The organism is Vreelandella sp. L-15 (assembly GCF_056857635.1).
In genome coordinates this window covers 13,990-40,428 of sequence record NZ_JBSXNN010000060.1, presented here as the reverse complement: position 1 = coordinate 40,428, position 26,439 = coordinate 13,990, and the positions used below count along the sequence as shown (strand labels likewise).

21 protein-coding genes are annotated in these 26,439 nt (G+C 57.5%); 8 read left to right on the top strand and 13 right to left on the bottom strand.

The features are described 5' to 3' along the window. Positions 1 to 12: 12 nt before the first annotated feature. On the bottom strand, positions 13 to 663 hold the full coding sequence (locus AC13CY_RS08770) for a TetR/AcrR family transcriptional regulator (RefSeq protein WP_054645052.1): 651 nt from the start codon (positions 661 to 663) through the stop codon (positions 13 to 15). Between the two features lie 98 nt (positions 664 to 761). Between AC13CY_RS08770 and AC13CY_RS08765 the strand changes: the two genes are divergently transcribed. Then, positions 762 to 1,919, top strand: coding sequence for an efflux RND transporter periplasmic adaptor subunit (locus AC13CY_RS08765; RefSeq protein ID WP_054641028.1), 1,158 nt, complete (start codon positions 762 to 764; stop codon positions 1,917 to 1,919). A 260-nt stretch (positions 1,920 to 2,179) separates the two neighbouring features. Here AC13CY_RS08765 and AC13CY_RS08760 read toward each other — a convergent pair whose 3' ends face one another. After that, positions 2,180 to 3,355, bottom strand: a complete 1,176-nt coding sequence (locus AC13CY_RS08760; RefSeq protein ID WP_054641839.1) for an RNA-guided endonuclease InsQ/TnpB family protein — start codon at positions 3,353 to 3,355, stop codon at positions 2,180 to 2,182. 62 nt (positions 3,356 to 3,417) lie between these two features. Between AC13CY_RS08760 and tnpA the strand changes: the two genes are divergently transcribed. Further along, positions 3,418 to 3,825 carry an IS200/IS605 family transposase gene (gene tnpA, locus AC13CY_RS08755; RefSeq protein WP_371858625.1) on the top strand — a complete coding sequence of 136 codons (408 nt, stop codon included), beginning with the start codon at positions 3,418 to 3,420 and terminating at the stop codon, positions 3,823 to 3,825. 190 nt (positions 3,826 to 4,015) lie between these two features. Next, on the top strand, positions 4,016 to 5,407 hold the full coding sequence (locus AC13CY_RS08750) for an alpha-amylase (RefSeq protein ID WP_172515023.1): 1,392 nt from the start codon (positions 4,016 to 4,018) through the stop codon (positions 5,405 to 5,407). Positions 5,408 to 5,540: 133 nt separating this feature from the next. Here AC13CY_RS08750 and AC13CY_RS08745 read toward each other — a convergent pair whose 3' ends face one another. After that, complete coding sequence (locus AC13CY_RS08745; RefSeq protein ID WP_483052465.1) at positions 5,541 to 8,243, bottom strand: bifunctional diguanylate cyclase/phosphodiesterase; 2,703 nt, start codon at positions 8,241 to 8,243, stop codon at positions 5,541 to 5,543. 205 nt (positions 8,244 to 8,448) lie between these two features. Here AC13CY_RS08745 and AC13CY_RS08740 point away from each other — a divergent pair, with 205 nt between their 5' ends. Then, positions 8,449 to 9,978 carry a sensor domain-containing diguanylate cyclase gene (locus AC13CY_RS08740; protein ID WP_483052464.1) on the top strand — a complete coding sequence of 510 codons (1,530 nt, stop codon included), beginning with the start codon at positions 8,449 to 8,451 and terminating at the stop codon, positions 9,976 to 9,978. A gap of 36 nt (positions 9,979 to 10,014) precedes the next feature. On the opposite strand, the gene AC13CY_RS08735 is transcribed toward AC13CY_RS08740, so the two are convergent. The 4 genes from AC13CY_RS08735 to AC13CY_RS08720 all read right to left on the bottom strand — a co-directional run bounded on the left by AC13CY_RS08735 (position 10,015) and on the right by AC13CY_RS08720 (position 13,978). Then, positions 10,015 to 11,319: a TRAP transporter large permease gene (locus tag AC13CY_RS08735; protein ID WP_483052463.1), complete on the bottom strand. Its 1,305-nt coding sequence runs from the start codon at positions 11,317 to 11,319 to the stop codon at positions 10,015 to 10,017. A 23-nt stretch (positions 11,320 to 11,342) separates the two neighbouring features. After that, positions 11,343 to 11,906 carry a TRAP transporter small permease gene (locus AC13CY_RS08730; protein ID WP_074211410.1) on the bottom strand — a complete coding sequence of 188 codons (564 nt, stop codon included), beginning with the start codon at positions 11,904 to 11,906 and terminating at the stop codon, positions 11,343 to 11,345. Between the two features lie 76 nt (positions 11,907 to 11,982). Further along, on the bottom strand, positions 11,983 to 12,972 hold the full coding sequence (locus tag AC13CY_RS08725; RefSeq protein WP_172515026.1) for a TRAP transporter substrate-binding protein: 990 nt from the start codon (positions 12,970 to 12,972) through the stop codon (positions 11,983 to 11,985). A 13-nt stretch (positions 12,973 to 12,985) separates the two neighbouring features. Further along, positions 12,986 to 13,978, bottom strand: coding sequence for a LysR family transcriptional regulator (locus tag AC13CY_RS08720; protein WP_483052462.1), 993 nt, complete (start codon positions 13,976 to 13,978; stop codon positions 12,986 to 12,988). A 527-nt stretch (positions 13,979 to 14,505) separates the two neighbouring features. Between AC13CY_RS08720 and AC13CY_RS08715 the strand changes: the two genes are divergently transcribed. The 3 genes from AC13CY_RS08715 to AC13CY_RS08705 are packed head-to-tail and all read left to right on the top strand — an operon-like array spanning position 14,506 to position 16,888. Next, entirely contained in the window at positions 14,506 to 15,258 is a 753-nt protein-coding gene (locus tag AC13CY_RS08715) for a 5-oxoprolinase subunit PxpA (RefSeq protein ID WP_062374184.1), read from the top strand. Next, on the top strand, positions 15,255 to 15,959 hold the full coding sequence (gene pxpB, locus AC13CY_RS08710) for a 5-oxoprolinase subunit PxpB (protein WP_483052461.1): 705 nt from the start codon (positions 15,255 to 15,257) through the stop codon (positions 15,957 to 15,959). Before AC13CY_RS08715 ends, pxpB begins: the two co-directional genes overlap by 4 nt. Next, on the top strand, positions 15,956 to 16,888 hold the full coding sequence (locus tag AC13CY_RS08705) for a 5-oxoprolinase subunit C family protein (protein WP_483052460.1): 933 nt from the start codon (positions 15,956 to 15,958) through the stop codon (positions 16,886 to 16,888). Before pxpB ends, AC13CY_RS08705 begins: the two co-directional genes overlap by 4 nt. A 42-nt stretch (positions 16,889 to 16,930) precedes the next feature. On the opposite strand, the gene AC13CY_RS08700 is transcribed toward AC13CY_RS08705, so the two are convergent. The 6 genes from AC13CY_RS08700 to AC13CY_RS08675 all read right to left on the bottom strand — a co-directional run bounded on the left by AC13CY_RS08700 (position 16,931) and on the right by AC13CY_RS08675 (position 25,350). After that, on the bottom strand, positions 16,931 to 18,454 hold the full coding sequence (locus AC13CY_RS08700) for a sodium:solute symporter family protein (protein ID WP_483052459.1): 1,524 nt from the start codon (positions 18,452 to 18,454) through the stop codon (positions 16,931 to 16,933). After that, positions 18,447 to 18,635, bottom strand: coding sequence for a hypothetical protein (locus AC13CY_RS08695; protein ID WP_054641039.1), 189 nt, complete (start codon positions 18,633 to 18,635; stop codon positions 18,447 to 18,449). Before AC13CY_RS08695 ends, AC13CY_RS08700 begins: the two co-directional genes overlap by 8 nt. Positions 18,636 to 18,773: 138 nt before the next feature. Further along, positions 18,774 to 20,930, bottom strand: coding sequence for a catalase/peroxidase HPI (gene katG / locus AC13CY_RS08690; protein WP_483052458.1), 2,157 nt, complete (start codon positions 20,928 to 20,930; stop codon positions 18,774 to 18,776). A gap of 237 nt (positions 20,931 to 21,167) precedes the next feature. Beyond that, complete coding sequence (locus AC13CY_RS08685) at positions 21,168 to 22,610, bottom strand: NAD(P)(+) transhydrogenase (Re/Si-specific) subunit beta (protein WP_483052457.1); 1,443 nt, start codon at positions 22,608 to 22,610, stop codon at positions 21,168 to 21,170. Between the two features lie 16 nt (positions 22,611 to 22,626). After that, positions 22,627 to 24,198, bottom strand: a complete 1,572-nt coding sequence (locus AC13CY_RS08680; RefSeq protein WP_483052456.1) for a Re/Si-specific NAD(P)(+) transhydrogenase subunit alpha — start codon at positions 24,196 to 24,198, stop codon at positions 22,627 to 22,629. A 210-nt stretch (positions 24,199 to 24,408) separates the two neighbouring features. After that, on the bottom strand, positions 24,409 to 25,350 hold the full coding sequence (locus AC13CY_RS08675; RefSeq protein WP_483052455.1) for a LysR family transcriptional regulator: 942 nt from the start codon (positions 25,348 to 25,350) through the stop codon (positions 24,409 to 24,411). A gap of 169 nt (positions 25,351 to 25,519) precedes the next feature. Between AC13CY_RS08675 and speB the strand changes: the two genes are divergently transcribed. Then, a complete protein-coding gene (speB, locus tag AC13CY_RS08670; protein ID WP_483052467.1) occupies positions 25,520 to 26,431 on the top strand; it encodes an agmatinase in 912 nt (303 codons plus the stop codon). Positions 26,432 to 26,439 lie beyond the last annotated feature (8 nt).

The window sequence follows — 26,439 nt, the reverse complement described above, 5'->3', positions numbered from 1 at the left end:
ATAGCCTGAGCATCAGCGCCGCCCATACGCCATTAAAAACACGTCTACAGCGCTGGTGATCTGGCGCTTTAGCTCGTCATCCGTGGGCGGTGGGCGTACGCCCATACGAACTTCTTTGGTCAGCATTCCCTGCCACATGCTGCAGAGTTGATCGGCAGCTAGCGCGGGGGCGGGCAGGGTGAGGTGGCCTGCGCTGGCCAGTCCTTCCAGTTTTTCCCGCAGCCACTGGCTAATAGCCCAGGGGCCTGCCTCAAAAAAAGCCTGTAACAGCTTGGGGTGCTGTTCACCCTGCTGACTCATCACCCGTTCGACCGCCAATACATGGGGCTCCAGTAAAAAGCGCACCATGCCGATGCCTACTTCAATGAGCGACTGGCGTACCGCGTCGTGGGTGTCGGGGAGCTGTTCCAACCCTTGCCGAATCGTCGCGGTTTCCCGCCGAATCACGCTGCCAAACAGCGCTTCCTTAGACGTGAAGTGCCCATACACCGTTACTTTGGAAACGCCTGCCTCCCGCGCAACGGCCTCCATGGTGACGGCCTCCAAGCCATTACGGAAAAACAGGCACGCCGCAGCGTCCATCATCGCATTACGTTTGGCCATATCTTTAGGGCGGCCCGCGCTGCGTTTTTGGTCAGATGACGGCGGTTGAGCGTCTGTCATGCAATTAACCTCTGCCCAAGCATAAATAATTATTGAACGGTGGCGTACACATATTATAGTGAACGTTATCGTTCAAGAATAAATCATTTGAGGCCAACATGGGCACGTTAAACACTTCCTGGGGGCATCGGCTGCGCGGCATGCTGGCGGCACTGCTGATGATAGGCGCTACCGTTGTGGTAATACTCCTGCTAACCAGCCAGCACAGTAGTGCCCAGCAGGCACGCCAGCAGGGGGCAGATAACGCTTTATTACAGGTGGCAACCATTCCGCTTGCCGAGGCAGATGCGTTGAGGCGGGAAGTGCGCTTAACCGGTCGGGTGGTGGCGCGCCAGTCGGTGTCGTTGGCTTTTGAACCAGCGGGGCGGGTGGAAGCCGTACTGGCCGAGCGCGGAGATGCGGTTGAACAAGGGGAGGTGCTCGCCCGTCTGGATACCCGCCGCTTGGAGAGCCGTTTAGCCGAAGTGGCGGCGCGCAGCGAAGAAGCCCGTGCCAGCTTGGCCCTTGCCCAGCGCCAGGAAGAACGCGAAGCGCAGCTCAATCAGAGTAACTTTGCTAGCCGCACGGCGCTGGACCAAGCCCGCACCGACCGCTTAACCCTGCAAGCGCGACTCGCTGCCCTAGCGGCCGAGCGCGATAGTCTCACGGCTGACTTAGAAGACAGCACCCTAAAAGCCCCCTTCGCTGGGCGGGTGGTAGAGCGCCATATTGATGTGGGCAGCTTGATGAGCAGCGGCACGGCGGCTTTCGATATCGTGGATACCCGCCACTTAGAAGCGCACCTTGGCTTGCCAGCCCGGCTAGCGGCGACGTTCACCATGGGGGAGTCTGTGACGCTGCACGTAAATGGCCAGCCAATTACGGGTGAGGTACTCGCTCGCCTGCCCCAGGTGGATAGCGACAGCCGCACGCAAACACTGGTGGTGGCGCTGACAAGTAACAGCCGCGCGGTGCCTGGTGATTTGGCCGAGTTGAACTACTCAATTACCGAGCCCGCTAGCGGTTACTGGGTACCACTATCTGCACTACGTGCCGCCGACCGCGGGTTGTGGAACGTACTGGTTGCCGAACCTCAGGAAAATGAGCGCTACCGTGTGGCACAGGCGAGCGTAGAGCTGCTGCATACTGAAGGCGACGACGCCTTTGTGCGCGGCACGTTGGCCCCCGGTATGCGATTAATTAGCAGTGGCACTCACCGCATCACGCCTGGGCAGCAGGTCACGCTCAGTGAGGAAGTGGCCCATGCAGCGCATTGAGTGGTTGTTTAATCGCCGCCTGCTGGCGCTGTCGCTTGGCTTGCTCATTGTCGCGGGGCTATCGGCTATCCAGACCCTTCCCAGGGCGGAAGACCCACACCTTGTCGCGCGGATTGCCACCGTGCTGGCACCGTACCCAGGGGCGACTCCCGAACAAATCGAAGCCTTGGTCGCGCGTCCTATCGAACAGGAGCTACGCACCATTGGTGACTGCTCCCCGCCCTACGCGCTGACGCGCCACGGGCGAGGCTTCCCACTTCTCAGGCAGCTGCCGACGATGTGCCGGACTTACGCAAGCCTCCATGGGCAGAGACGGACAGCCCTTCCGCCTTCAGCTCGATAATGCCTTGATGCTTGATGTTCAGCGCCGCGTTGATGTCCCGGTCGTGCTGTGTGTGGCAGGCGGGGCACTCCCACGACCGGACGTTCAACGGCATGGCGTCCATCTTGTGCTGGCAGACATGGCAGGTCTTGGAGCTGGCAAACCACGGGTCAATCTTGACCAGATGCTTGCCCTGCTCCCTGGCCTTGTAGTCCAGCTTGGTCATCAAGGCATGCCAGGACGCATCGCCGATGTGCTTGGCGAGGCAGGTGTTTTTCATCATGTTGCGGACCTTCAGCGTCTCGACGATCACCGCTTGATTATCGTCAACGATCTGTCGAGAGAGCTTGTGCTGGAAGTCGTTGCGGGCATTGGCGACCCGCTCATACGCCTTGGCGACGAGTAACCGTGCCTTGGCCCGGCGGGCGCTGCCCTTCTTCGTGCGTGACAATGCCTGCTGTTTGCGCTTGAGGTTCTTCTGCGCCTGCTTGAGGAAGCGCGGATTGGCGACCTTGCGGCCATTTGAGTCGATAGCAAGATGGGATAGCCCCATGTCCAGTCCGACGACGCGAGAGGTATCAACGTCCATGGTCGGCACGGGGGTCGCCTGGTCGGTATCAAAGAGCAGCGAGGCGTAGTGCTTGCCGGTGACCGTGCGCGACAGCGTGATGCTCTTGAGCTTGCCGTCAACAGGCCGGTGAACTTTGGCCTTGATCGGCCCCAGTTTGGGCACCTTGATCCAGTTGTCGCCGGCCTTGACGCCGACGCAGTGATAGCTGGACTGCTTGCCCCGCTTGCTCTTGAAGCGCGGATAGCCGGCCTTCTGCTTGGGGTCGAAGAAGCGCTGGAAGGCATGATCAAGGTTGATGCAAGACTGCTGGAGCGCCATGGAATCCGCCTCTTTCAGCCAGCCGTACTTGCGCGATTTCTTGGCCACCGGCAGCAGCTTCTTGATGTCGTGCTTGGCGCTCAGCGACTGCCCGTGACGCTTGTAGCGATGCGACATGATGCGAAGGCCGGTGTTGTAGCAGAAACGTACCGCACCGAACTGGCGGTTCAGGAACTCCGCCTGCTCGGTCGTGGGATAGATGCGTACCTTGGTGGCCTTCAGCATGTCAGTGCTCACTGCTATAATAGCCAGAGATTAAGGACTATAACGAGGAATGTAAAGTGAGTGTGTATGAAAGTTATCGGCGAGGGCGGCATAGCGTCACTCGGCTAGTCGTCCACCTTGTTTTTACGACGAAGTATCGGCGCAAAGTGTTCGACGGCTACATGATAGGGCAGCTCCGAGAGGCATTTGAATCAGCTTGCGAAAAACTCGACTGCCGCATCCTTGAGTTCGATGGTGAAGAAGACCATGTTCACCTGCTCGTGGAATATCCGCCGAGGCTGTCGATCAGTGTGCTGGTCAACAATTTGAAATCCACGTCGTCCCGACGGGTGCGGTTCTTGAATGCCCATATTCCGCGCCTCAGCAAGAGCGCCGTGCTGTGGTCGAGATCGTATTTCGCTTGTAGCGCAGGCGGAGCCACTATCGAGACGCTCAAGGCTTATGTGCAGGGACAGAAGACACCAGAATAGGGCCGCTTGTGCGGCCCCCGCTTACCTCCCCGCCCGAGTGGGCGAGGGTTCACGCGGGTTTTTGCTGACGTTTTCCACAAGTAGACGCCCTCCTCCTCTTATCTACGCCCCTTAACAGGCTCGCGAGGAGGGTTTGAGTCACCCTGCATACCGTCATGTTATGAGCAACAATGACAACAAAGGTGATCTTATGTTTGCGAAATACTCCGTTGCCCTGGCTACCAGCGCGACACTGAGCATAGGGCTTTCCGCGCAACCTGCTAGCGCCGACACGTTCGTACACTTATTTGAGTGGCAGTGGGAGGACGTTGCCCAGGAGTGCGAAAATTGGCTAGGCCCAAAAGGATTTAAAGCCGTACAGGTCTCGCCCCCACAAGAGCACATTCAGGGTGATGCTTGGTGGACTCGCTACCAACCGGTCAGCTATCAACTTGAAAGCCGCAGCGGCTCCAGCGAAGCATTTGCTGATATGGTGCAGCGCTGTAACGCAGCGGGGGTCGATGTTTATGCGGATGCGGTGATTAACCATGTTGCCCACGGCAAGGGCCAGGGCATTGCAGGCTCCTCTTATGACAGTGAAGCACTGAGCTATCCCCATTATCAACGCGACGACTTCCACGAACCCTGCGGCATCGAACAGAGCGACTATGCGCAAAATGCCGAAAGCGTTCGACAATGTCAGTTAGTTGGCTTGCCCGATCTGAACACGAGCGACCCCACTGTGCAGAGCCGTATTGCGGATTACCTGGATACCTTGGCAGCACTGGGTGTGAGAGGTATTCGGATCGATGCAGCCAAGCATATGGCACCCAGCGATATTGCGGAAATTCTGGCGCAGGTAGACGCTCCGCTTTATGCCTTTCAGGAAGTGATTGACCTAGGGGGCGAAGCGATCAGTGCCACGGAGTATCAAGGCACGGCGGATATCACCGAGTTTCGCTACGGCGCGTCTCTTGGTGATATTTTCAACAATCAAGCCCTTGCCAACCTTCAGCAGTTTGGCGAATCGCCTGCCCTGCTGCCGAGCGAACAAGCCGTCGTATTTACCGACAACCACGATAACCAGCGTGGCCACGGTGCGGGCGGCAGCAATATTTTGACGCATCGAGATAACGCGCTTTATCGCTTAGCCAACATGTTTATGCTGGCATGGCCTTATGGTTACCCGAAAGTCATGTCAAGCTACGCCTTTTCTAATAGCGACCAAGGCCCACCGCAAGCCCCCGTCTATCAGCAGGGCGAGGCCCAATGTGGGGAAACCTGGGTATGCGAACACCGCTGGCCCGAGATTGCCAATATGGTCGCGTTTCGCCAACAAGCCGACGGCGCAGAGGTCACCCACTGGTGGGATAATGGCCATAATCAAATCGCCTTCAGCCGCGAAGCCCAGGGCTTTATTGCGATTAACCGGGAGCAGCAAGCGCTCACCCACACTTTTCAAACCGATATGGCAGATGCCCGCTATCAAAACGTGACGGCTGAAGAGCAATGTATCACGGTGGAGAATGGTCAGCTCACGCTGAATATCCCCGCCATGTCTGCGGCGGCTCTGCACGTCGGTGCTCCTTGCCCAGCCTCATAACTTAGCATATAGCGGGCTCTGCCAGCAGAGCCCTTCAAGGAGACGCTATGGCCCGACTGGCAAACCTGACCATGCAGTTAAATCACCTTAGCAACAGAGGTAGTTGCGGCTGCCCGCCAATCTAAACGCCGCGCTAGCCGTTTAGCCAAGTGCGGGCAAACTCATCGGCGGGCAGCGGTCTTCCAAACCAGTAGCCCTGGGCCTGATTGCAGCCCATCTCAGCCAGCAGCGCCGCTTGCTCGGCACTTTCAACCCCTTCGGCGAGGGTTTTCATTTCTAATGTGTTCGCCATGGCAATAATCGTTTGCACAATCGCTCGGTCGTGATGGTTATCGAGCATATCGCGCACGAAGGAGATATCGATTTTCAGCGCGTCGGCGGCAAAGCGGCGCAGATACGAGAGCGATGAGTAGCCGGTGCCAAAATCATCGATAAACAGTGCGTACCCAGCTTTGCGCATGGCATGAGTAATGATGATGGCTTGATCCGGGTCGCGCATAAAATCGCTTTCCGTCAGTTCCAAGCCAATCGCACTGGGTGAAACGCTGGAGGTAAGCGTCGCAATATGCGCCGTCAGCCGGGGGTCGGCAAACTGCTGCGCGGAGATATTAATCGAAAGCCGTCCCGGCAGCGGCGTGCTCGCCGACTGCCAAGCGCTAAGCTGGCGAGCAGCCTCCTTCAGCACCCAGTCGCCGAGTAAACGAATCAGCCCGCGCTCCTCCGCTAGGGGAATAAACTCACCGGGGCTAACCCAGCCCCATTCGGGGTCGTGCCAGCGGCATAGCGCTTCTGCCCCGGTCAGCGTTTGGGTATGTAGATCTACCTGAGGCTGAAAGTAGAGCTCAAGCCGCCCTTCTAAAATTGCCCGATGCAGCCGCTCGGTCATCCATTGGCGGCGCTCCAGCGTATGGCGCATGGCCTGGGTGTAGGGGGAGATATTCGTATCACGCTTTTTGGCGTGATGCAGTGCGATGCTAGCCGCGTTGAACAGTTCGCTGACTTTAGCTACATCATCGCTCGGATAACGCGCGAAGCCAATGCTGACATCCAGGTTAAACACGTGGCGATCCAGACGAATAGGCCGATTCACCAACGCACATAGCTGCTTCACCACCTCATCAAGGCTGGCACGTTCAGTATGGGGGAAAAGGAGCGCGAACTCATCGCCAGAAAGCCGCGCACAGTGGACGCCCGGCAACTCTAAATGGCGTAGTCTTCCTGCCACAGTGGCCAGCAGCTGATCGCCAATTTGATGGCCGTACAGGTCATTAATTTCTTTAAAACGACGCAAATCGAGCAGCAGTAATGCCAGTGGCGACTGCTGCTTTTGGGCCTGCTGGCCCATCTCACGCAGGTGTTCCATAAACTGCACCCGGTTTGGCAAACCGGTAGTGCTGTCGGTATAGGCCAGCTGGTGCATATGGCGGTGATCGCGGCGTCGCTCTAGCTCCGCCGCAGCACCGTTGGAGAGAATTTGTAGCACCGATGTCGCAAAGGCATTTGTCGTGAGGGGCGCTTGATAAAACACCATCATCACTCCGATGGCTTCGCCTTTTGCGTTATCTAAGCGTCGACCAATCCATGCCTGCGCACTCAGCGTCGCTCCCGGCAGCGTAAACCGCTGGCCGTGATGCACGACGCTCTCTTGCTCTAACACCACCCGTTCGACGGGGGTGTCACACAAAAGAAAGGTGTGATTTTTACGGATTTGGCCGTCGACCACTAAGCTTACGGTATGGCCTGTGGTCGCAGGTAATAGGCTATTGGGGTGAGTGTGCTCGCTCTGTTGAGACGGCACAGGTTGGTCTAAGAGGGCAATAAAGCCCGCATCGGCTTCTAACAGCGTGGTGAGCGTAGAAATAAGCTGCTGAAAGTAGTCATCCCCTACCCGCGAGGTGACGGTTGAGGCAACTTGCACCACCGCCTGCTGCACCCGTTGTGCCTCTTGCTGGTCGGTCACGTCGGTAATAAAACCTTCCAGGCAGAGCACGTCGCCCTCATCGGAAAAAATGGCCTGCCCTTGCTCCCACATCCAGCGTTCGCTGCCGTCGCGATGGCGAATGCGGAACGTCACGCGATAAGGGCGTCGCTGATGAATGGCGGACTGCACGGCTTTAACCAGCCGGTCGTGGTCTTCTTTGTGGATTAAGTTCGCAAAACTGGTGATGCGATTATTCTCAAGCTCATCAGGCCGATAGCCAGTCAGCGCTTCAGCGCCCTTGCTCACTAGCTGCATGGTCCAGTCGTTATCATTCAGGCAGCGGTAAGCCATCCCCGGTAGGTGATTCAGCAGGGTATTGAGGCGACGTTCGTTCTCTTTGGCAGCGGCTTCGCTTTTGCGCAAGGCGCTTTCAGCTTGGCGTCTGCCTAGTTCAGCCCCCGCTTGGGCAGCGGCAATACGTAAAATCTCATTCTCTAACCCATCAAACGCCATGGGTTGATTGTTCAACACGGCCAGCAGGCCAATGGCTGAGCCATCGGGAGCAAACAGCGGTAAGCCCATATAGCTATCAGCGCCTAGCTCACTAAGAAGATCATCTTCAGGAAAGCGGGACTGTACATCGCAGGCATACAGACAGGGCTCAACCCCCACCACGGTTTCACAGGGCGTACCCGCAAGAGGGTAGGTAATATTGGCCTGCAGGGCACCGCTTGACCAAACGGCCAAGGTTTCGGCTATATTAGCTTCAGTGACCACGGCGACCAGTGCGTGGTCGACATTGAGTAGACGAGCCAGCTGTTCCACCAGCGTAGCAAAGAAGTTGGGATGGCCACTGCGCCCAAAACCTTCCGCTAGCTGACGAAAAACCTCTGCTTCTTCTTTGCTTGTGTGCATCGTCGCACTCGCTTATGTCGTTGTAGAGCAGCTAAGCTTTGCCACTGTTTTAACAAAGCACAGCGACGTTTGCACCATAAACAGCTATCTTATGGAAGAACACTGGGGCCATAAACGATATCGGCCACCCCTAACATTATGTTAGAAACATCTATCGATATTATGTTGACTGCCCGCTTCGCTGCATGGCATTTGAGGAGACACTATGACGGGGCCTAATGCCGTCAGCGAAACACTCTACACCTCGCTGACTGACCAGCTGCCCAGCTTTCTTAGCAGCGCGCTGCTTCAGTGTAACCAGCTGCCTACTCTACCGGCGGTCGCCCTGAACATCTTGGATATCTCTCAGGGCGCTGAGGCTACCTTGAGCGACTATGCCAGTGCCATCGAACATGACCCCGCGTTAACAGCACGGATCATGAGCGTAGCCAATAGCGTCCACTACCTGCGCGCGGCTCAGCCCCCACACACGTGTTTTGATGCCACACAGCGCATAGGGCTAGATGTCACCCTGGCTACCGTATTGAGCTTTTGCCTGTTTGAAAACGATCATGGCGCACGCGGTCGCTTACCGTTTTGGCAGCGATCTATCACGGCGGCCGTCGCCGCCAGCTATCTCGCACAGCAGCTTTGTCCTCACCAATCAGGCAGCGTATTCACCACGGCGCTGCTGCAAGATATTGGTATTTTAGCGTTACAAACCGCTTACCCCGGCGACGCAGAGCTACTCTACGGCATCGAGAATACCTCTCATCAACACATCATGCAGGTGGAAAAGCGCTATTTTGGCTGCCACCACGCCCTTGTGGGCGCTTGGTTGCTGGCGAAATGGGGTGCCCATGACAGCTTGATTCACGCCATTCAACACAGTCACGATGGCCTGGATACGGAAGATAACGCGACACTTTGCCTACGCGTCTCCGGCGCCATCGCGGATGCTTGGTTATCGGCGAACCCTGCCGACGCTTTAGCCGGCGTGATGCGCCAGCTCAACGCGTTAACCCCATCAAGCGAGTGGGCCATGTCGGGGCTGTTGGCCCATTTACAGCAAACGCTTCCACCGCTGATGGAGACACTCGGGCTGGGCATGCCGGTCACCGTTGATAGCGTCGCCCTGCTAAAAGAGGCCCAGCAGCGGCTTTTTGAACACACCTTATCGTTGAGCGCACGCTTAGATGCTCAGCAAAAAGCGCGGGAAACGCTGCTCAACGATTATGCCGAGCTGCAACAGCGCAGCCGGCTCGACCCGCTAACCCAATTAGCGAATCGCGCTTGGCTAGAGGAGCAGTTACGGGAACGCTTCCGCCTTTGCCTCACAACCGAACGAACCATGTCGGTGGTGTTTATCGACCTGGATCATTTTAAGGTGCTGAATGACCGATATGGTCATCAGGCGGGTGATCAGGTGCTGGCTCACTTCGGCAGGATGCTCGCCTCGTTAATTCGCGTGGGCGATCTTGCAGGCCGCTATGGTGGTGAAGAGTTTCTGGTGATTCTTCCCGATGAAGATGCCGAGGGTGCTCGGCGCTTTGCTGAGCGTATTACCCGGCGGCTGCAGGAGCGGCCCATGGCCCGAGTAGACCAAGAGCCGCTTTACGTGTCCGTATCGATTGGCGTGGCCTGCCTCACCGACGGCGGGTTTGGAGATGAACGGGAGCTTATCGACGCCGCCGATCAAAGCATGTACTTCACCAAGCGCTCTGGCCGGGGCGGTGTATCGGTTTATGGCCACTAACCCCGCCGCTTGTCGGCGGGGCGGTGGAGTAAAGGTTTAGCTCGTCATTGCGTAGGGAAGATAGAGCGCAATGCTGGGGAAGATATGCATAAGCGCAATAGCCAGCATCATCAGCAGGAAGAAGGGCAGCGTGGCCTTGGTAATGGTCAGAATATCTTTGCCGGTTAACCCCTGAATCACAAACAGGTTAAATCCAACCGGCGGTGTGATTTGCGACATCTCCACCACAATCACCAAGTAGATACCGAACCAAATCAGGTCAAAGCCTGCCGCGCTGACCACCGGCATGATAATCGCCGTCACCAGTAGGATGAGCGAAATACCATCCAGAAAGCAGCCCATGATGAGTAGCAGCAACGTGAGCGCAATCAGCAGCATGGTGGGCGACAGCCCCATTTCACCAATCGCCTGAGCGAGCTTCATGGGTACCTGGGTAAAGCCCATGGCTGAGGTTAAAAACGACGCCCCGGCAATAATAAAGGCGATCATGCAGGCCGTGCGTACCGCAGCAAACAGCGAATCGGTAAAAATCACCCGATTAAAGTGGCCGTTGAACCGAGCAATGATCATCGACAGCACCACGCCAACCGCTGCCGCTTCCGTCGGCGAAGCCAGCCCGCCGTAAATCGACACGATAATCCCGCCGATTAGCAGCAAAATAGGCACCAACGACCAGGTATTACGCAGCTTTTCGGCAAAGCTAATATCGGATTCGTCAGCGCCGGTCAGGCCGTCACGGTTGCCTTTCAGTAGCGCCCAGAGCACCAAATAGGCCATGAACAGCGCCAAGATCATCAAGCCTGGGCCAATGCCCGCCATAAACAGCCGCGAGATGGATTGCTCCGTAACCACCCCGTAGACGATCAGCACGATTGAGGGTGGAATCAACAGCCCCAGCGTAGACGCACTGGCCAAAGTGCCAATGGCCATATTGCTGTCGTAGCCCCGGCGCTCCAGTTCCGGCAGGGTCATTTTGCCCACCGTGGCACAGGTAGCCGCCGACGAGCCACACACCGCCGCGAACATGCCACTGCCAATGATATTGGTATGCAGCAAGCGGCCCGGCAGACGGTTCAACCAGGGTGAAAGTCCACGGAACATATTGTCCGCCAGCCCCGAGCGAAACAGAATCTCGCCCATCCAGATAAACATCGGCAGCGCGGTTAAATCCCAGCCGTAGCTTGCGCCCCAAAAATCGGAGGCCAGAATCGGGCCAGGGTCAAAAGGGCTGAAAAATTGCAGCGCAATCCACGCTGTGCCTATCAAGGCAAAGGCAATCCACACCCCGCTGCCCAGCAGCAGCACCAGGGTAAAAATAGTCGCTAAACTTAGTAGTAGCACGAGGGTATCTCCCGAGTAGCCGCTTAATGCGCTTCGTTATCGTCGATGGAAGTGGCTTCGCGGAAGCTTGATGGGTCGCGTATGGCAATGCGCCCGGCCATCCACAGCGCTTCTAACAGCGCCAAGGCCAGAAGCCCTACCCCAACGGACAGCACCACCTGGGGGATCCACAGGGGAATCGACAAAAAGCCCGACGAAACATCGTTGTACTCTAGGCTTTCCCTCGCTAAACCAACCAGGCCATAGGCCAGTAGTACGCTGATAACCAGCGCAATAATCAGCCCAAACACCTCAAACCACACGCGCACCGCAGAAGGCAGGCGTGAAATCAGTAAGGTCACACGGATATGGGCGTGGTGAACAAAGGTATAGGCCAACCCAAGAAAGGTGGCGCCTACCAATAAATAGGAGGCCATTTCCGAGACGCCGGTAATGCTGACACCGAGCCGCTCCTGGCCGACCAAAACCAACAGCGCATCTACTAAACGGAAAGTGACCTGAAGCGCGATCAGCGCACAAATCGCCACCATGCATGCTGCTGCGCCCCAGGCACCTAGGCGGTAGAGTTTGTCGAATTTAAACGTCATGTTCGCAGTCTCACAGAGCGCGTAGGGAAAGGGGCAGCCCTCGGGCTGCCCCAGGCGTTACCGTAGCAACGAAGGGTTAGTTGCCACGCTGGGCGCGGTAGGCTTCCAGTGCCGCTTTGGCTTCGTCATCGGCGCGGGACTGCCAATCGGTGAACAGCTCGTCACCTGCGGCTTGCAGCGCGGCGGCAACGTCAGCATTAGGCTCGGACACGCTGATGCCGTTCTCTTTCAGAGCTGCCAGGCTTTCATCGTTGTTGTCACGGCTCATCTGCCAGCCACGCTCTTCGGCACGCGCCGCTGCTTCCATCAGCGCTTCTTGAGTGGCTTCGTCTAAGCGGTCAAAGCTGCGCTGGTTGATGAAAACGATGTTCTTCGGCAGCCACAGGTTGGCGTCGGTGTAGTCGGTGACGTAGTCCCACGCGGCCATTGAGTTACCGGTGGAGCTTGAAGTAATCATGGCATCTACTCGGCCAGTGCTGAAGGCAGTGGGGATATCCGACTCTTCGGTTTCGGTGGGGCTACCGCCTAGGTTATCAACGAAGCGCTGGGTGTTGATGTTTGGTGCGCGTACGCGCAGCCCATCAAACTGGGCTGGGTCAGTCAGCGGCTCGGCAGTATAAATGCCCTGAGCAGGCCATGCGACGGCGTAGAGCGGAATCAGCCCCTCATAGGCGAATAGCTCAGTAATCATCGGCTTAGTGGCTTCCCACAGCGCATAGGCATCATCGTAGCTACCGGCCACACCGGGCAGCGTATCGACTTCAAAAATCGGGTCGTCGTTAGAGAGGATCGACAGGAACACTTCACCGGCATCGATGGTGCCACGACGCACGGAGGGCTTGATCTCCCCGTGGGATACTAGCGAGCCACCGCTGTGAACGGTAATGGTGAGCTCGCCGTCCGTGGCTTCCGCCACATCTTCCGCGAACTGCTTGGTGTTTTGGGTATGGAAGCTGGCATCCCCGTAGGGCGTGGCCATGGTCCACTCGGCGGCCTGAGCCGTGGCGGCGGCGGCAAGACTGCACGCCGTAGCAAGAAGCAGGGGGGTCGCAATGCGAGTACGCATAGGTAAAGTCCTCTTATTCATAGGGATGGAGGTGCTGTACAGGGGTGGAGGAGGCGGCGTTAGGGGTCACCCAACGCCCGGTAAAACACGTGTTAGTAATCTCGTTATGCTTTTCAGCGGCATACTCTAGCGCGCACTCCTGCGCCAAGCGGCCAACGCCACGGCAGAAACGAGGATGATTTGTGCTGCGCCAAATAACATCATAGTGCATGGCTGGTAGTGGCGCGGGAAGCGCCAAACGGAACAGCTCGCCCCGCCGCCACTCATCCAGCACGGTGGCTACTGGTAGCGCGCCGATACCCAGCCCTTCCGTGGTTAAACGCACTATCGTCATCAGCGTGCTCACACTATGAATACGCGGCTGTTGAACACCTTGGTCGGCTAAATAACTTACTAACTCTTCATACGGACGCGCCAGCTTGCCAAAGGAGATAAACGGCAGCGTTGAATGCCAAGCATCGGGGCGTTTGCTTAACATCTGGGCGTGTCGAGGTGAAACAAACATCCCCATTTCATAGGGGCTGAGCGTCTCATGGTCAATTTGCTCTGAAGGCAGGTAGCCGTTCATGGCTAGCAGAATATCTAGCTCATTGCTGTTCAGCCGCTCGTTCAGCGCCGGGGAGTAATCCACAGTGAGCTCAATAATCAACCGCGGGTAGCGCTCGGTGAGCCGCTGCATAAACGTGGGGAACCAACTGTGGGCAATGGTTTCAATCGTTCCCAGGCGCAGCGGGGCGGAAAAGTCTTCTTCACTATCGAAAAGTTTGAGGGCTTCATCGCGCTGGGCCAGCATACGTTCGGCATGCAGGAAGAATTCCCTACCACGCATAGTAGGCTGAATAGGCCGCGCCGAGCGCTCAAGCAGTAGCTCGCCCACCGTGCTCTCTAAACGCGAGATACGCTCAGATATCGATGGTTGCGTAATGTGTAAACGCACCGCCGCTTTACGAAAAGAGCCAAGTTTCACCGCCCAAACAAAGGCGTCGAGTTCCTTAAAATCCAGCATTGTGCTTAACCAGTCTGTAATGAAGCATTCACGGGAAGCACAGCGTCAAGCGCCTCCACCACGCCACACACCATGGTCTCCCATCGTGAGGCGTTGATATGCAAATGTAAGTGCAACATGCCGTGTTGGTCACGGACATGCTGTCGCGGGGCTGGCAACCGCATGTGGTACTCCTCGAAATCACCCTTTCATTGCCATTTTTATTGGTGGCGCAACGGCGCTACATCAGGCGGATAAGGGCGTCTCTTTTGTAATCTTTTTTGAGTCGCTTTATTTAGTTGATAATCGTATAGCGCCCTAGCGTCAACTATTTTTCCACTAAATAACAGCATGATAGGAAGCACCGATACTTAATATCGCTAAAAACGATTGGCACTTGTGACGCAGGCTCCATATATTATTTTTGCGCTAACAACACCATAAATAGGCTCATTAATACGTCATCACTATGAGCAAATAGACTGACTCATTTGGCTAATGAATAGCGATATCAATTACTAACAACACACAACCCAGCAGGAGACGTTATGGCGATTCCGCTGCTTAACTGCGACATGGGCGAAAGTTTCGGCAACTGGTCGATTGGCTTGGACGCTGAGGTCATGCCCCACGTTGACTGTGCCAACATTGCCTGCGGCTACCACGCATCAGACCCCCATGTGATGCGCAAGACGGTGGCACTGGCCGTTCAGCACGGCGTCAAGATCGGCGCGCACCCCGGCTATCCCGACTTGATGGGGTTTGGCCGCCGCTCCATGGCCTGCTCGCCTGCCGAAGTGGAAGACATGATGCTCTACCAGATCGGCGCGCTGGCAGGCATTTGCCAAGCGGAAGGCACCGCGCTGAGCTACGTCAAACCCCACGGGGCGATGTACAACGACATGGCCGCCAATCTGGAATTGCTGGAAGGTGCCATGCGGGCCGTGAAGGCATTCGATGCCCGCCTGCCGCTCATGGTGATGGCCACCGCCAACCCAGAGCCGCATCGTCAATTAGCGGAAAAAATGGGCGTGACGCTGTGGTTTGAAACCTTCGCTGACCGCGCTTATGAGGCCACTGGGCATCTCGCCTCTCGCCGCCTGCCGGGGGCTGTGCATCACGACCAAGCCACTATCGTCGCCCAAGCCGTTGCCCTGGCCAAAGGCGAAGCGCTGACCGCCCGGGATGGCAGCGCCTTACAGCTCCCCTGCGACACGCTCTGTGTGCATGGCGATAACCCCGAATCCGTGGCCGCCGTGCGCGCCATTCGTGAGGCCTTTACGGCGCTGGAGTCCGCGTGAAACTGCGCTTAGAAACGGCGGCGATGGACGCCCTGACGGTGCGCCTGTTCGATGCCATTGATGAAAGCAATATGGCGTGGATCATGGCCGCTGACGAGGCGCTGCGGCGCGCCTTTGATCACGCGCTGATTGATCTCATCCCGTCATACACCACCCTGCTGGTGCATTACGACTGCCAGAAGCTCACTTTTGCCCAGGCCACGACGCTGGTGCGTAGCGCACTGCGCAATCTCACGCCCGCCGATGCTCAACAGGGCCAGCTCCACGAAATCCCCGTATGGTACGACGAGAGCGTTGGACCGGAGCTGCCCACCGTTGCCAAGCGCGCCGGGCTCAGCGTCGAGGCGTTGATTGAGCGCCACTGCAGTCACGACTACTGCGTGTTTGCACTGGGGTTTGCGCCTGGCTACGGCTTTATGGGCCTGGTGGATGAGGCCATTGCCACGCCGCGTTTAAAAACGCCCCGCCGCCGCGTGGCGGCAGGAAGCGTCGGCATTGCCGACCGGCAAACCGCCATTTACCCCCTGCTTTCGCCGGGCGGCTGGAACATTCTTGGCAGAACAGCCGTGCCGCTTTTCGAGCACGCCAAACGGGGCGAGCCGCTGCTGCGCCCGGGCGATAAAGTGCGCTTTAAGGCGATATCCCAATCAGAATTTGAAGCGGCTGGGGGCGATACGACCCCGCTGGAGGAGCGGTCATGAGCCAACCCATGTTGACCGTTAAGCAAGCCGGACCGCTGGCGATGATTCAAGATGCGGGCCGCTTCGGCGTCGGCCACTTAGGCGTGACTCAGGGCGGCGCCGCCGACTGGATCGCCTTCCGCTGGGCCAACTGGCTGCTGGGCAACCCGCTGGGGAGCGCCGCGCTGGAAATCGTCATGGGCGGCAACCTGACGCTGGTGGCCAATAGCGACGTGCGCCTTGCCCTCACCGGAGCCGACCTTGCCGCCACGCTGGATGGCCAGCCGCTTGCGCCCAACGACAGCTTTATGATGCAAGCGGGCCAAACGCTGGTCTTTCGCCAGCCGAAAAAGGGCCTGCGCGCGTACCTCGCCTTTCCTGGCGGGCTGGATGCGCCCGAGGTGCTAGGCAGCCAAGCCTGCTCGGCAAGAGAGCACATCGGCGGCCTGCACGAAGATGGCAAACCGCTTAAAACCGGCGACCAACTCACCTGGAAAGGCAGCAGCGCCACGCCGCGTCAGTTGCCCCAAGGCACTCAGCTTCCTCTGCCTGATGCAGTAGACACCGTGCTGGACATGGTGCTGGGCTCCCAGGCCGCGCACTTTGCCGGGCGCAGCCTGTTTGACGCCTTCAACCAGCCATGGACCGTGGACCAACGCGCCGACCGCATGGGCATTCGACTGACCGGCAAAGCGCTGAACAGCCGCCTGGGCGGTATCGTCTCCGAGGGCATTCCGTTAGGGGCTGTGCAGATTCCTCCCGATGGCCAACCGATCATCCTGATGAACGACCGCCAAACCATCGGTGGCTACCCGCGTTTGGGTGCTTTAACCCCCATGGCCTGCGCCCGCCTCGCCCAGTGCCTGCCGGGCACCAAGGTGCGCTTGCAGCCCATCAGTGCGACGCAGGCGCAGGCGGCCTACAGAGCGCAGTTATTGAAGTGGCAGTAAGGCTAAAAAGCCCCTCATCAGGGGCTTTTATCGCTAGGGTGCCTAATGAGCCGCTTGCTTGGTCGCCGGGTCATTGGCAGTGCGACGCTGCTGTGTACCCAACTCTTCCGCGATGGCGGCAAAGAAAGCATCGGTAGAGTCTTGATGAGGCTTGGTCACAAGACTAACGCCAACAAACAGCACACTCGCGACCACAATGCCCCATACACCGGCAGGCAGGCCCAGCAACGAGTTACCGGTGGCATACATCAGCAGCACAAAGGCGCTGGTACCCACCACGCTGGTCAGTGCACCGGCAGCCGTGCCGCGCTTCCAATAGAAAGCACCGATCAGCGCAGGCACCATAGCCACCAAGCCCGATGAGGCGGCCACCGACAGCACCGCAATCAGGTCAAGCTGCAGCTCTGCGAAGGCCAGCGCCATCAGTGCAATCACCGGCACTACACACTTACCCACCAGCAGTTGTCGCTTTTCACTGACGTTCAGCTTGAGGTTGGCATAGACGTCGCGGGAGACCATGGACGCCAGCGTCAGCATGATTGAATCGATCGTGGAAACAGCGGCGGCCATAATGCCGATCATCACAATCACGCCTAATACGGGCGGCACAAACTCTGAGGCCAGTAGCGTGGGCGTGGCTAAATCGGCGCGCTCTAGGCTAGGGAAAGCAGCCAAAGCCGAGAACCCCCAAAGCACCGAAACGAGGGTGTAAATAAAACCGAACACCAAAAAGCCAATCAGCATGTGGCGCATCGAGCGCAGCGACGAGGGCATGAAAAGACGCTGGCTGACCTGCGGATTAGAAAGGCTAAAGAAGAACCATGGAATGGTGAGCCCTAGGAAGGTCACAAAGCTGAACAAACCAGGGCCAGGCACCGTCAGTGACTGCGGGTGCTCCGTTGCCAGCGTATCGAAGAGCGCGCCAAAACCGCCCAGACTTTGAATCACCAGAAAGGCTACCAGGGTAGAAGCCACGATCATCATGATGGCCTGGAGCGAGTCGGTCCACATGACCGAACGAATCCCTGCGATATAGGAGAAGAAAATGGCGATCACCGTGGCTAACACGACCCCGGTGGTAAAGGTAATGGCGCCATCAGTAATACCCTGCAACAGGTAGCCGACACCAGCGAGCTGAACGGCCGAGTACGGAATTAGGAAGATACAGCTCGCTATCGACACGGCCATGGCCACCTGCTTGCTATGGTAGCGGTGGCCCAGCATCTCGCTGGGCGTCACGTAGCCGAACTTCTTGCCGACCGCCCAGAACTTAGGGCCGAAAACCGCCACCAGTGAGACACCGGCAAAGTAGATGATTTCAAAACCGAGCGCGCCCACGCCGCCCGCATAGGTCAGGCCAGCCAGGCCCACCATCATAAAGGCGCTATACGTCGTGGCACTGTAGCTCAGCGCCGAGACAAACCCGTTCATTTGGCGGTTACCCAAAAAGTAGCCGGACATGCTTTCTGAACCGCCTTTCACTGGGCGTTGGCGCGACAGAATAGCAATGCCTATGGCCACTAATAAGTAGATAGCAATGGACCACCAAATGAGCGACTCAGTCATCGCTATGCTCCTTAAAATCTGTCGTAATAAACACGTTCAGAGCAATGATGGCCACCCCGGCCACGGCCCAAAACAAAAAGCTGCCGTACCATCGCGACACGTCGCTTAACAGCGTGTAAGGCACTAAATAACTTAACAAGACAACGGCCCATACTAGCCATATCCATTTACTGCGTTTCATCGTCGATCTCGTGTTGTTATATCAAAGGGAAAGCATGCGCTACTGTAGCAAAGCTGACGAACCAGCAATGCCCAGGCACGCATACAAAAAAGGCACCCGCTAGGGGTGCCTTAGATAGTACGACGAACCGTTGCTGACTTACGACGCGACGTCGAAACGGTCGGCGTTCATCACTTTGGTCCAGGCGGCGACGAAGTCTCTGACGAACTTCTCGCCGTTATCGTCCTGGGCGTACACTTCTGCGTAAGAGCGCAGCAGCGAGTTGGAACCAAATACCAGATCCACCCGCGAGGCGGTCCACTTCACGGCACCGGTCTTGCGGTCGCGGATTTCGTAGGCGTTGCTACCTACCGGCTTCCAGCTGTTCCCCATATCGGTCAGGTTCACAAAGAAGTCGTTGGTCAACTGGCCTTCACGATCGGTGAATACGCCGTGTTTGGTGCCACCATAGTTGGTGCCCAGTACGCGCATACCGCCCAGCAGCACGGTCATTTCCGGGCCGGTTAAGCCCATCAGCTGCGCACGATCCAGCAGCATCTCTTCCGGCTTCACCACATACTCTTTCTTCTGCCAGTTGCGGAAGCCATCGGCCAGCGGCTCCAGCGGTGCGAAGGAGTCTGCGTCGGTCATCTCGGCGGTCGCATCGCCACGGCCTTTCAGGAAGGGTACGCGTACCTCGTAACCTGCTGCTTTCGCGGCTTTCTCGATGCCTACGCTACCGGCCAGAACGATCACGTCCGCGACGCTAGCGCCGGTGTCAGCAGAAATCTGCTCGTAAACGCTCAGCACTTTCGCCAGGCGCTCAGGCTCGTTGCCCTGCCACTCGTTCTGTGGGGCCAAGCGAATGCGGGCACCGTTAGCACCGCCGCGCATATCGGAACCGCGATAAGTACGGGCACTGTCCCAAGCGGTGGAGACCATCTCGCTGATGCTCAGGCCACTTTGCGCGATTTTCTGCTTCACCACTTCTTCGCAGTAGTCGGTGCTGCCTGCCGGGATCGGATCTTGCCAAATCAGGTCTTCCGCCGGTACTTCCGGGCCGATGTAGCGTGCTTTCGGACCCAGGTCACGGTGCGTCAGCTTGAACCACGCCTTCGCGAAAGTCTTCTTGAAGTACTCCGGATCGGCCATGAATTTTTCGCAGATAGCGCGATAGGTCGGATCTACCTTCATCGCCATATCCGCATCGGTCATGATCGGGTTGTGGCGAATAGAGGGGTCGCTGGCGTCAACCGGCTTGTCTTCCTCTTTGATGTCAATCGGTTCCCACTGGTGGGCACCGGCAGGACTCTTTCTCAGTTCCCACTCGTAGCCGAACAGCAGGTCGAAATAGCCCATATCGAATTTCGTGGGGTTGGTGGTCCACGCACCTTCGATACCCGAGGTCACGGCGTTGCTCGCCTTGCCCTGCATGTTGGGGTTGCCCCAACCTAAGCCCTGGTTTTCAACGTCAGAGGCTTCTGGCTCAGCGCCCAACGCAGAGGCATCGCCATTACCATGGCATTTACCGACGGTGTGGCCGCCAGCAGTGAGGGCTGCGGTCTCTTCGTCGTTCATCGCCATACGGGCGAAGGTTTCACGTACCTGCTGCGCGGTTCTCAGCGGATCAGGCTGGCCGTTAACACCTTCCGGGTTCACATAGATAAGCCCCATCTGGACAGCCGCCAGCGGGTTTTCCATGGTCTCTGGCTTGTTCACGTCGCCGTAGCGTTCGTCAGAAGGTGCCAGCCACTCTTTTTCGTCACCCCAGTAGATATCTTTTTCGGGTTCCCAAATATCGACGCGGCCGAAAGAGAAGCCGTAAGCAGGTAAGCCCATGGACTCATAAGCCACGGTGCCAGCCAGAATCATCAGGTCTGCCCAGCTGATTTTGTTGCCGTACTTCTTCTTGATCGGCCACAGCAGACGGCGCGCTTTATCCAGGCTGACGTTGTCCGGCCAGGAGTTGAGCGGTGCAAAACGCTGGCTTCCGGTACCACCGCCCCCACGGCCATCAGCAATACGGTAGGTGCCAGCGGAGTGCCAAGCCATACGGATCATCAAACCGCCGTAGTGCCCCCAGTCAGCGGGCCACCACTCTTGGCTATCGGTCATCAACGCGTGGACATCTTTCTTCAGCGCGTCGAAATCGAGCTTGCGTACTTCTTCACGGTAGTTGAAATCCGGATCCATCGGGTCTGATTTGCGATCTTGCTGATGCAAAATATCCAGGTTCAACCCTTCCGGCCACCAATCTTTGTTGGAAGTACCGGTCGAGGTGTTACCACCGTGCATGACAGGACATTTACCGCTCATAGCTCTCTCCCTTATTGCTCTTAGCCTTGGTGATACCAAGGGAACAAATGCTCTGCATCTTTGCTGCAAGCTACTGTGTAGATCGTCAGCGGATGCGTTATTCATGTTTTACAGTTTTAAAGCACCTACTCAATAGTCACAATTTGCATTTAACCAACAAGCTGATAGCTATTAACAATCAAACGTGAAACGGGGCGCTGAGCGCCCCGTTCCTTATCAGTCTACTGCTTTACTTGATTACTCCACCAGCGGTAGCAGGGCGTTTAAGCTATCGCGAGCATCGCCGTAGAACATTCGCGTGTTCTCCTTGAAGAATAGCGGGTTCTCAATACCCGAGTAGCCGGTACCCTGGCCACGCTTGCTGACGAACACCTGCTTCGCTTCCCATACTTTGAGCACCGGCATCCCCGCAATGGGGCTGTTGGGGTCCTCTTCGGCCGCGGGGTTCACGATATCGTTGGAGCCGATAACGATAACCACGTCGGTACTGGCAAAATCGTCGTTAACCTCATCCATCTCCAGCACGATATCGTAAGGCACCTTGGCTTCCGCCAGCAGGACGTTCATATGGCCTGGCAAGCGCCCAGCCACGGGGTGAATGCCGAAGCGGACGGTTTTGCCAGCGGCGCGCAGCTTGCGGACTAAATCGCTGACCGCCGTTTGCGCCTGGGCCACCGCCATACCGTAACCCGGCACGATAATAATGCTGTCGGCGTCATTCAGTGCATTGGCAACGCCGTTGGCGTCAATCGACACCTGTTCGCCTTCGATTTCGGCAGCGGGGCCAGTAGTGCCACCAAAGCCGCCTAGAATCACGCTGACAAAGTTACGGTTCATCGCCTTACACATAATGTAAGAGAGAATTGCACCAGAGGAACCCACCAGCGCACCGGTCACAATCAGCAGGTCGTTGGAGAGCGTGAAACCAATCGCCGCCGCCGCCCAGCCGGAGTAGCTGTTCAGCATAGAGACCACCACTGGCATATCCGCCCCGCCGATGCCCATGATCAGGTGGTAGCCGATAAAGAACGCCAGCGCCGCAATCACTAGCAGCGTCCAGAAGCCTGCGCCGTTGAGGTACATAATCGCCAACAGCAGCGACAGCGCCGCCGCACCGGCATTCAACATATGGCCGCCGGGCAGCTGCTTGGGCTTACCGTCCACCTTGCCCGCCAGCTTACCGAAGGCAATCACCGAGCCGGTGAACGTCACCGCGCCAATGAAGATACCCAGCACCACCTCGATTTGCAGGAACATCAGCTCGTCGGGGGCCTTGGTGGCCACCAGTGCCGCAAAGGCAGAGAACTGGTCCAGCGATGCTTCAGCGGCACGTGCTGCCATCACCCGGCGACGCTCCAGGTCTGCGCTCCAGGCAACGAAAACCGCTGCCAAGCCCACAAAGCTGTGCAGCGCCGCTACCAGCTGGGGCATTTCGGTCATTTCGACCTTACCGGCCACGTAGGCCCCAATGGCAGCGCCAATCAGCATCATCGGAATGAGCCACCAGTAGCCGCCGATACCGGGGCCAAACGCAGTGAAAAACACCGCGACCGCCATACCCACGATGCCGTACCACACGGCGCGCTTGGCCTTTTCCTGATTACTCAAGCCGCCCAGCGACAGAATAAACAGCACGCTTGCCGCAATCGCTGCGGCAGATACGAATCCCTGCTCTAACATATCGTCTCTCCGCCGCTTAGGATTTTTGGAACATGGCCAGCATCCGGCGTGTTACCAGGAAGCCACCCACGATATTGATTGATGCGATTAACACCGAAATAGCCGCCAGCACGCTAACCACCGCACTGCCCGAGCCAATTTGCAGGATCGCCCCCAAAATAATGATGCCGGAAATGGCATTAGTGACCGCCATCAGCGGTGTATGCAGCGAGTGGCTCACTTTCCAAATCACCTGGAAGCCGATAAAGCAGGCCAGTACAAACACAATAAAGTGCTGCATAAACGAGGCAGGAGCGACTAACCCCAGTAGCAGCATCAGCGCGCCGCCCACTGCCAACATGGTCACTTGGCGCTTCGTTTGCGCTTTGAAGGTGGCAAGCTCAGCGGCTTTCTTCTCTTCTGGAGTCGGCGCTTTCTCTTTTTTCTTCGGCTTGGCCGCGCCAATGGCTTTCACCTTCGGCGGCGGCGGTGGGAAGGTGATCTCCCCTTGGTGAGTCACCGTGGCCCCACGAATCACGTCGTCATCCATGTTGTGATGGATAACGCCGTCTTTCTCCGGGGTAAGGTCGGTGAGCATGTGGCGGATATTGGTGGCATAGAGCAACGAAGCCTGTGTCGCCATGCGCGAGGGGAAATCGGTATAGCCGATCACCACCACGCCGTTATCGCTTACCACCCGCTCGTCGGGCTTGGTCAGGTCGCAGTTACCGCCCTTCTCGGCAGCCAAATCCACGATCACCGAACCGGGTTTCATGGCGGCGACCATGTCTTCCAGCCAGAGCTTGGGCGCGGGCTTGCCGGGAATCAGTGCCGTGGTAATCACGATATCCACGTCCGGCGCCTGCTCGCGGAAGCACGCCAGCTGCTTTTCGCGGAACTCAGGGCTTGAGGGGGCCGCGTAGCCACCGCTCTCGGAGCCGTCCTGGCTATCCTCAAAATCGAGAAACAGGAATTCAGCGCCCATGGATTCGATCTGCTCAGAAACTTCAGGGCGCACGTCAAAGGCGCGCACTACCGCCCCTAAGCTGGTCGCGGTGCCTATCGCCGCTAAACCTGCCACCCCAGCCCCGATAACCAATACCTTGGCAGGCGGCACTTTGCCTGCGGCGGTCACCTGGCCGGTAAAGAAACGGCCGAAGTTATTGCCCGCCTCAATGACTGCGCGGTAGCCCGCAATGTTCGCCATGGAGGAGAGCGCATCCATCTTCTGCGCTCTGGAAATACGCGGCACCATGTCCATCGCGATCACGGTAGCGCCTTGGGCTTTGCACTTCTCCAGTAACGCTTCGTTTTGCGCGGGCCAGAAGAAGGCAATCAGCGTTTGACCTTCACGCAGCCGCTCGGCCTCTTCATCAGAAGGCTCGCGGACTTTAATGACCACCTCAGCGTCGCGCCAAAGCGCGTCGGCACTCTCCGCCACGGTCACGCCAGCGTCGCGATAAGTGTCGTCATTAAAACCCGCGGCCAGGCCGGCACCTGTTTCGATGAGACATTCATGGCCAAGCTTCTGAAGTTGCTTTGCGCTCTCGGGGGTCAACGCGACTCGCGCTTCTCCCCGAGCAATCTCTTTCGGTGCGCCTATTTTCACACGCTTTCTCCCTTGGTTTGTCCGCGTTCAGCGCCCAATCCCTTGCAGCCGGGTGGTTGCCCCAACGTCTTTGGGCGCTGTCTACTCACTATTATCTACTCACTATTGCCTATTCACTATTGCGCGAAAAAATGCGCCAGATAGCAGTTTAGGATCTAATGCCGAGCCCGCCAGTGACCATTCAACCTTTGATTCAATCGCGTTGTTTATTTACAACCGACGGTTTCCTTCACTAATAGCGCTCTTTGCAAACGCGGTCAGCTCGTTATAGAGCCACACGTTTTCAGGGGCATTGGCGTAGAGACTATGCTGGATCAGTGTCATGGTTAAGGCGGGTAGTTCTTCAGGTGGGGCAACCATGCGAACAGGCAGCATCGCGACAAAGCGCTCGGCCATTTGCCGGGGCAAGGTAATAATGGCACCGGTGAGCGCCACCACCCGCGCGGCGGCGATGTAGTTGAGGTTTTTCGAGATCACCCGGCGGCTCAGCCCATGCTGGGCTAGGCAGCTCTCAATGCGGCTGGGCAGCAGGCCGCTGATATCGGCAAGCTCCACATGGGGCTGGCGGGCAAATGCCTCGAGTTCCAACGCTTCCCCCATGTGCGGATTGTGCTGGGCCGCCAGACACACCAGCTCTTCGTGCATCCAGGGCGTTTGCAACACGCCGCTGGGTAGCGATGATTGGCTATCCAACCCCACCACCATATCCACTTGGCGTTGCTCTAACGCCTCACTAAGCACCTCCGGCGTAATCAGCTCAATGGAAAAACTGATGCCCGGCGCATAGCCCAACAGCTGGCTAAGAAATGCCGGGTACATGACCTCTTCAAAGTAGTCGGTAGTCGCCAGGGTAAAACGCCGGGTGCTGGTGGCTGGCTCAAAGGATGCGGGAGGTGCTAAGCCTGCCTGCAATGATGCCAACGCCTGCTGCACCACGGGTAGCAGCGCCATGGCGCGTGGCGTTGGCTGCAGGCCCTGCTCGGTGCGTACCAATAGCGGGTCACCCAACGCTTCACGCAGGCGCTTGAGGGCATGGCTGAGCGCGGGCTGGCTTAAATGGAGCTTCTCAGCGGCGCGGGTCACATGGCGCTCGCGCATCAGCACTTCAAATACCAGCAACAAATTTAGGTCAAAGTGGCGTAGCGAACGCATATCGCCTCACTATTTATATCATGAATGATTTCATTCTAAACATTCATTTCATTCATCGTGAAAAATTCCTTATCGTCGCGCTTCTTCAAGCAGCACCGCTCGCGCTTGCCACCCTTTTCTTACTACTGCACACCATAGGAGTACACGTTAGGTGCCCCCATCTCAGATCATGCCCAGCCTGTTTGGTGACGTTATCTCCACGTTTATGGGCGTGCCCAAAGCGACTGATCCCAACGCCACCGATGCTGAAGTCGTGGTTAGCGGCGTACCGTTTGATCTAGCGTGCTCTGGCCGTTCTGGCACCCGCATGGGGCCTAACGCCATTCGCCAAAGCACCGCCAACCTGATTTGGGAAGGCAAGCGCTGGCCGTGGGATTTTGCTCTGGAAGATCGCCTGCGGGTATGCGATGCCGGTAACCTGGATTACGCCTACGGTGAACCGGAAAGCCTAGTAGACAACCTAGAAACCCACGCCATGCGCTGGTTGAAAGCGGGCAAAAAGATGCTGACGCTGGGCGGCGACCACTACATCAGCCTGCCGCTGCTACGCGCCCATGCCCGTGAACATGGCCCGCTAGCACTGATTCACTTTGATGCCCACACCGATACCTATGAGCAAGGCACGCGCTTTGACCACGGTACGATTTTCCACCATGCCTTACAAGAAGGCTTGGTCGTGCCGGAGCACTCGCTGCAAATCGGCATTCGTACCAGCTATGACCGCAACAACCACCCTTACGAAGTGCTCGATGCCGATTGGGTGAACGACCATGGCCCTGCGGCGGTACTGGAGCGGATTCGTGCTCGGGTGGGCCATCACCCAGCCTACGTGACGCTGGATATCGACGGCCTGGACCCCGCCTTTGCACCGGGCACCGGCACGCCGGTATGCGGCGGTATGTCCACCGATCTGATGCTGAAAGTAATGCGCGGCATGGTGGGGATGGAACTGGTGGGAATGGATCTAGTGGAAGTGAACCCCGCCTACGACCACGGCGACATTACCTCGCTGGCCGCCGCGACGCTGGGGCTGGAGTTTTTGTATGTGCTGGCGGCGTCCCAGACGCCTATTCAAAATTAATCGCGTGA

Excerpts from the sequence above, each read along its gene's own strand:
- AC13CY_RS08770 (WP_054645052.1), bottom strand. The coding sequence starts at position 663 with ATGACAGACGCTCAACCGCCGTCATCTGACCAAAAACGCAGCGCGGGC.
- AC13CY_RS08765 (WP_054641028.1), top strand. The coding sequence starts at position 762 with ATGGGCACGTTAAACACTTCCTGGGGGCATCGGCTGCGCGGCATGCTG.
- AC13CY_RS08760 (WP_054641839.1), bottom strand. The coding sequence starts at position 3,355 with ATGCTGAAGGCCACCAAGGTACGCATCTATCCCACGACCGAGCAGGCG.
- AC13CY_RS08750 (WP_172515023.1), top strand. The coding sequence starts at position 4,016 with ATGTTTGCGAAATACTCCGTTGCCCTGGCTACCAGCGCGACACTGAGC.
- AC13CY_RS08745 (WP_483052465.1), bottom strand. The coding sequence starts at position 8,243 with ATGCACACAAGCAAAGAAGAAGCAGAGGTTTTTCGTCAGCTAGCGGAA.
- AC13CY_RS08740 (WP_483052464.1), top strand. The coding sequence starts at position 8,449 with ATGACGGGGCCTAATGCCGTCAGCGAAACACTCTACACCTCGCTGACT.
- AC13CY_RS08730 (WP_074211410.1), bottom strand. The coding sequence starts at position 11,906 with ATGACGTTTAAATTCGACAAACTCTACCGCCTAGGTGCCTGGGGCGCA.
- AC13CY_RS08725 (WP_172515026.1), bottom strand. The coding sequence starts at position 12,972 with ATGCGTACTCGCATTGCGACCCCCCTGCTTCTTGCTACGGCGTGCAGT.
- AC13CY_RS08720 (WP_483052462.1), bottom strand. The coding sequence starts at position 13,978 with ATGCTGGATTTTAAGGAACTCGACGCCTTTGTTTGGGCGGTGAAACTT.
- AC13CY_RS08715 (WP_062374184.1), top strand. The coding sequence starts at position 14,506 with ATGGCGATTCCGCTGCTTAACTGCGACATGGGCGAAAGTTTCGGCAAC.
- AC13CY_RS08705 (WP_483052460.1), top strand. The coding sequence starts at position 15,956 with ATGAGCCAACCCATGTTGACCGTTAAGCAAGCCGGACCGCTGGCGATG.
- AC13CY_RS08700 (WP_483052459.1), bottom strand. The coding sequence starts at position 18,454 with ATGACTGAGTCGCTCATTTGGTGGTCCATTGCTATCTACTTATTAGTG.
- AC13CY_RS08695 (WP_054641039.1), bottom strand. The coding sequence starts at position 18,635 with ATGAAACGCAGTAAATGGATATGGCTAGTATGGGCCGTTGTCTTGTTA.
- katG (WP_483052458.1), bottom strand. The coding sequence starts at position 20,930 with ATGAGCGGTAAATGTCCTGTCATGCACGGTGGTAACACCTCGACCGGT.
- AC13CY_RS08685 (WP_483052457.1), bottom strand. The coding sequence starts at position 22,610 with ATGTTAGAGCAGGGATTCGTATCTGCCGCAGCGATTGCGGCAAGCGTG.
- AC13CY_RS08675 (WP_483052455.1), bottom strand. The coding sequence starts at position 25,350 with ATGCGTTCGCTACGCCACTTTGACCTAAATTTGTTGCTGGTATTTGAA.
- speB (WP_483052467.1), top strand. The coding sequence starts at position 25,520 with ATGCCCAGCCTGTTTGGTGACGTTATCTCCACGTTTATGGGCGTGCCC.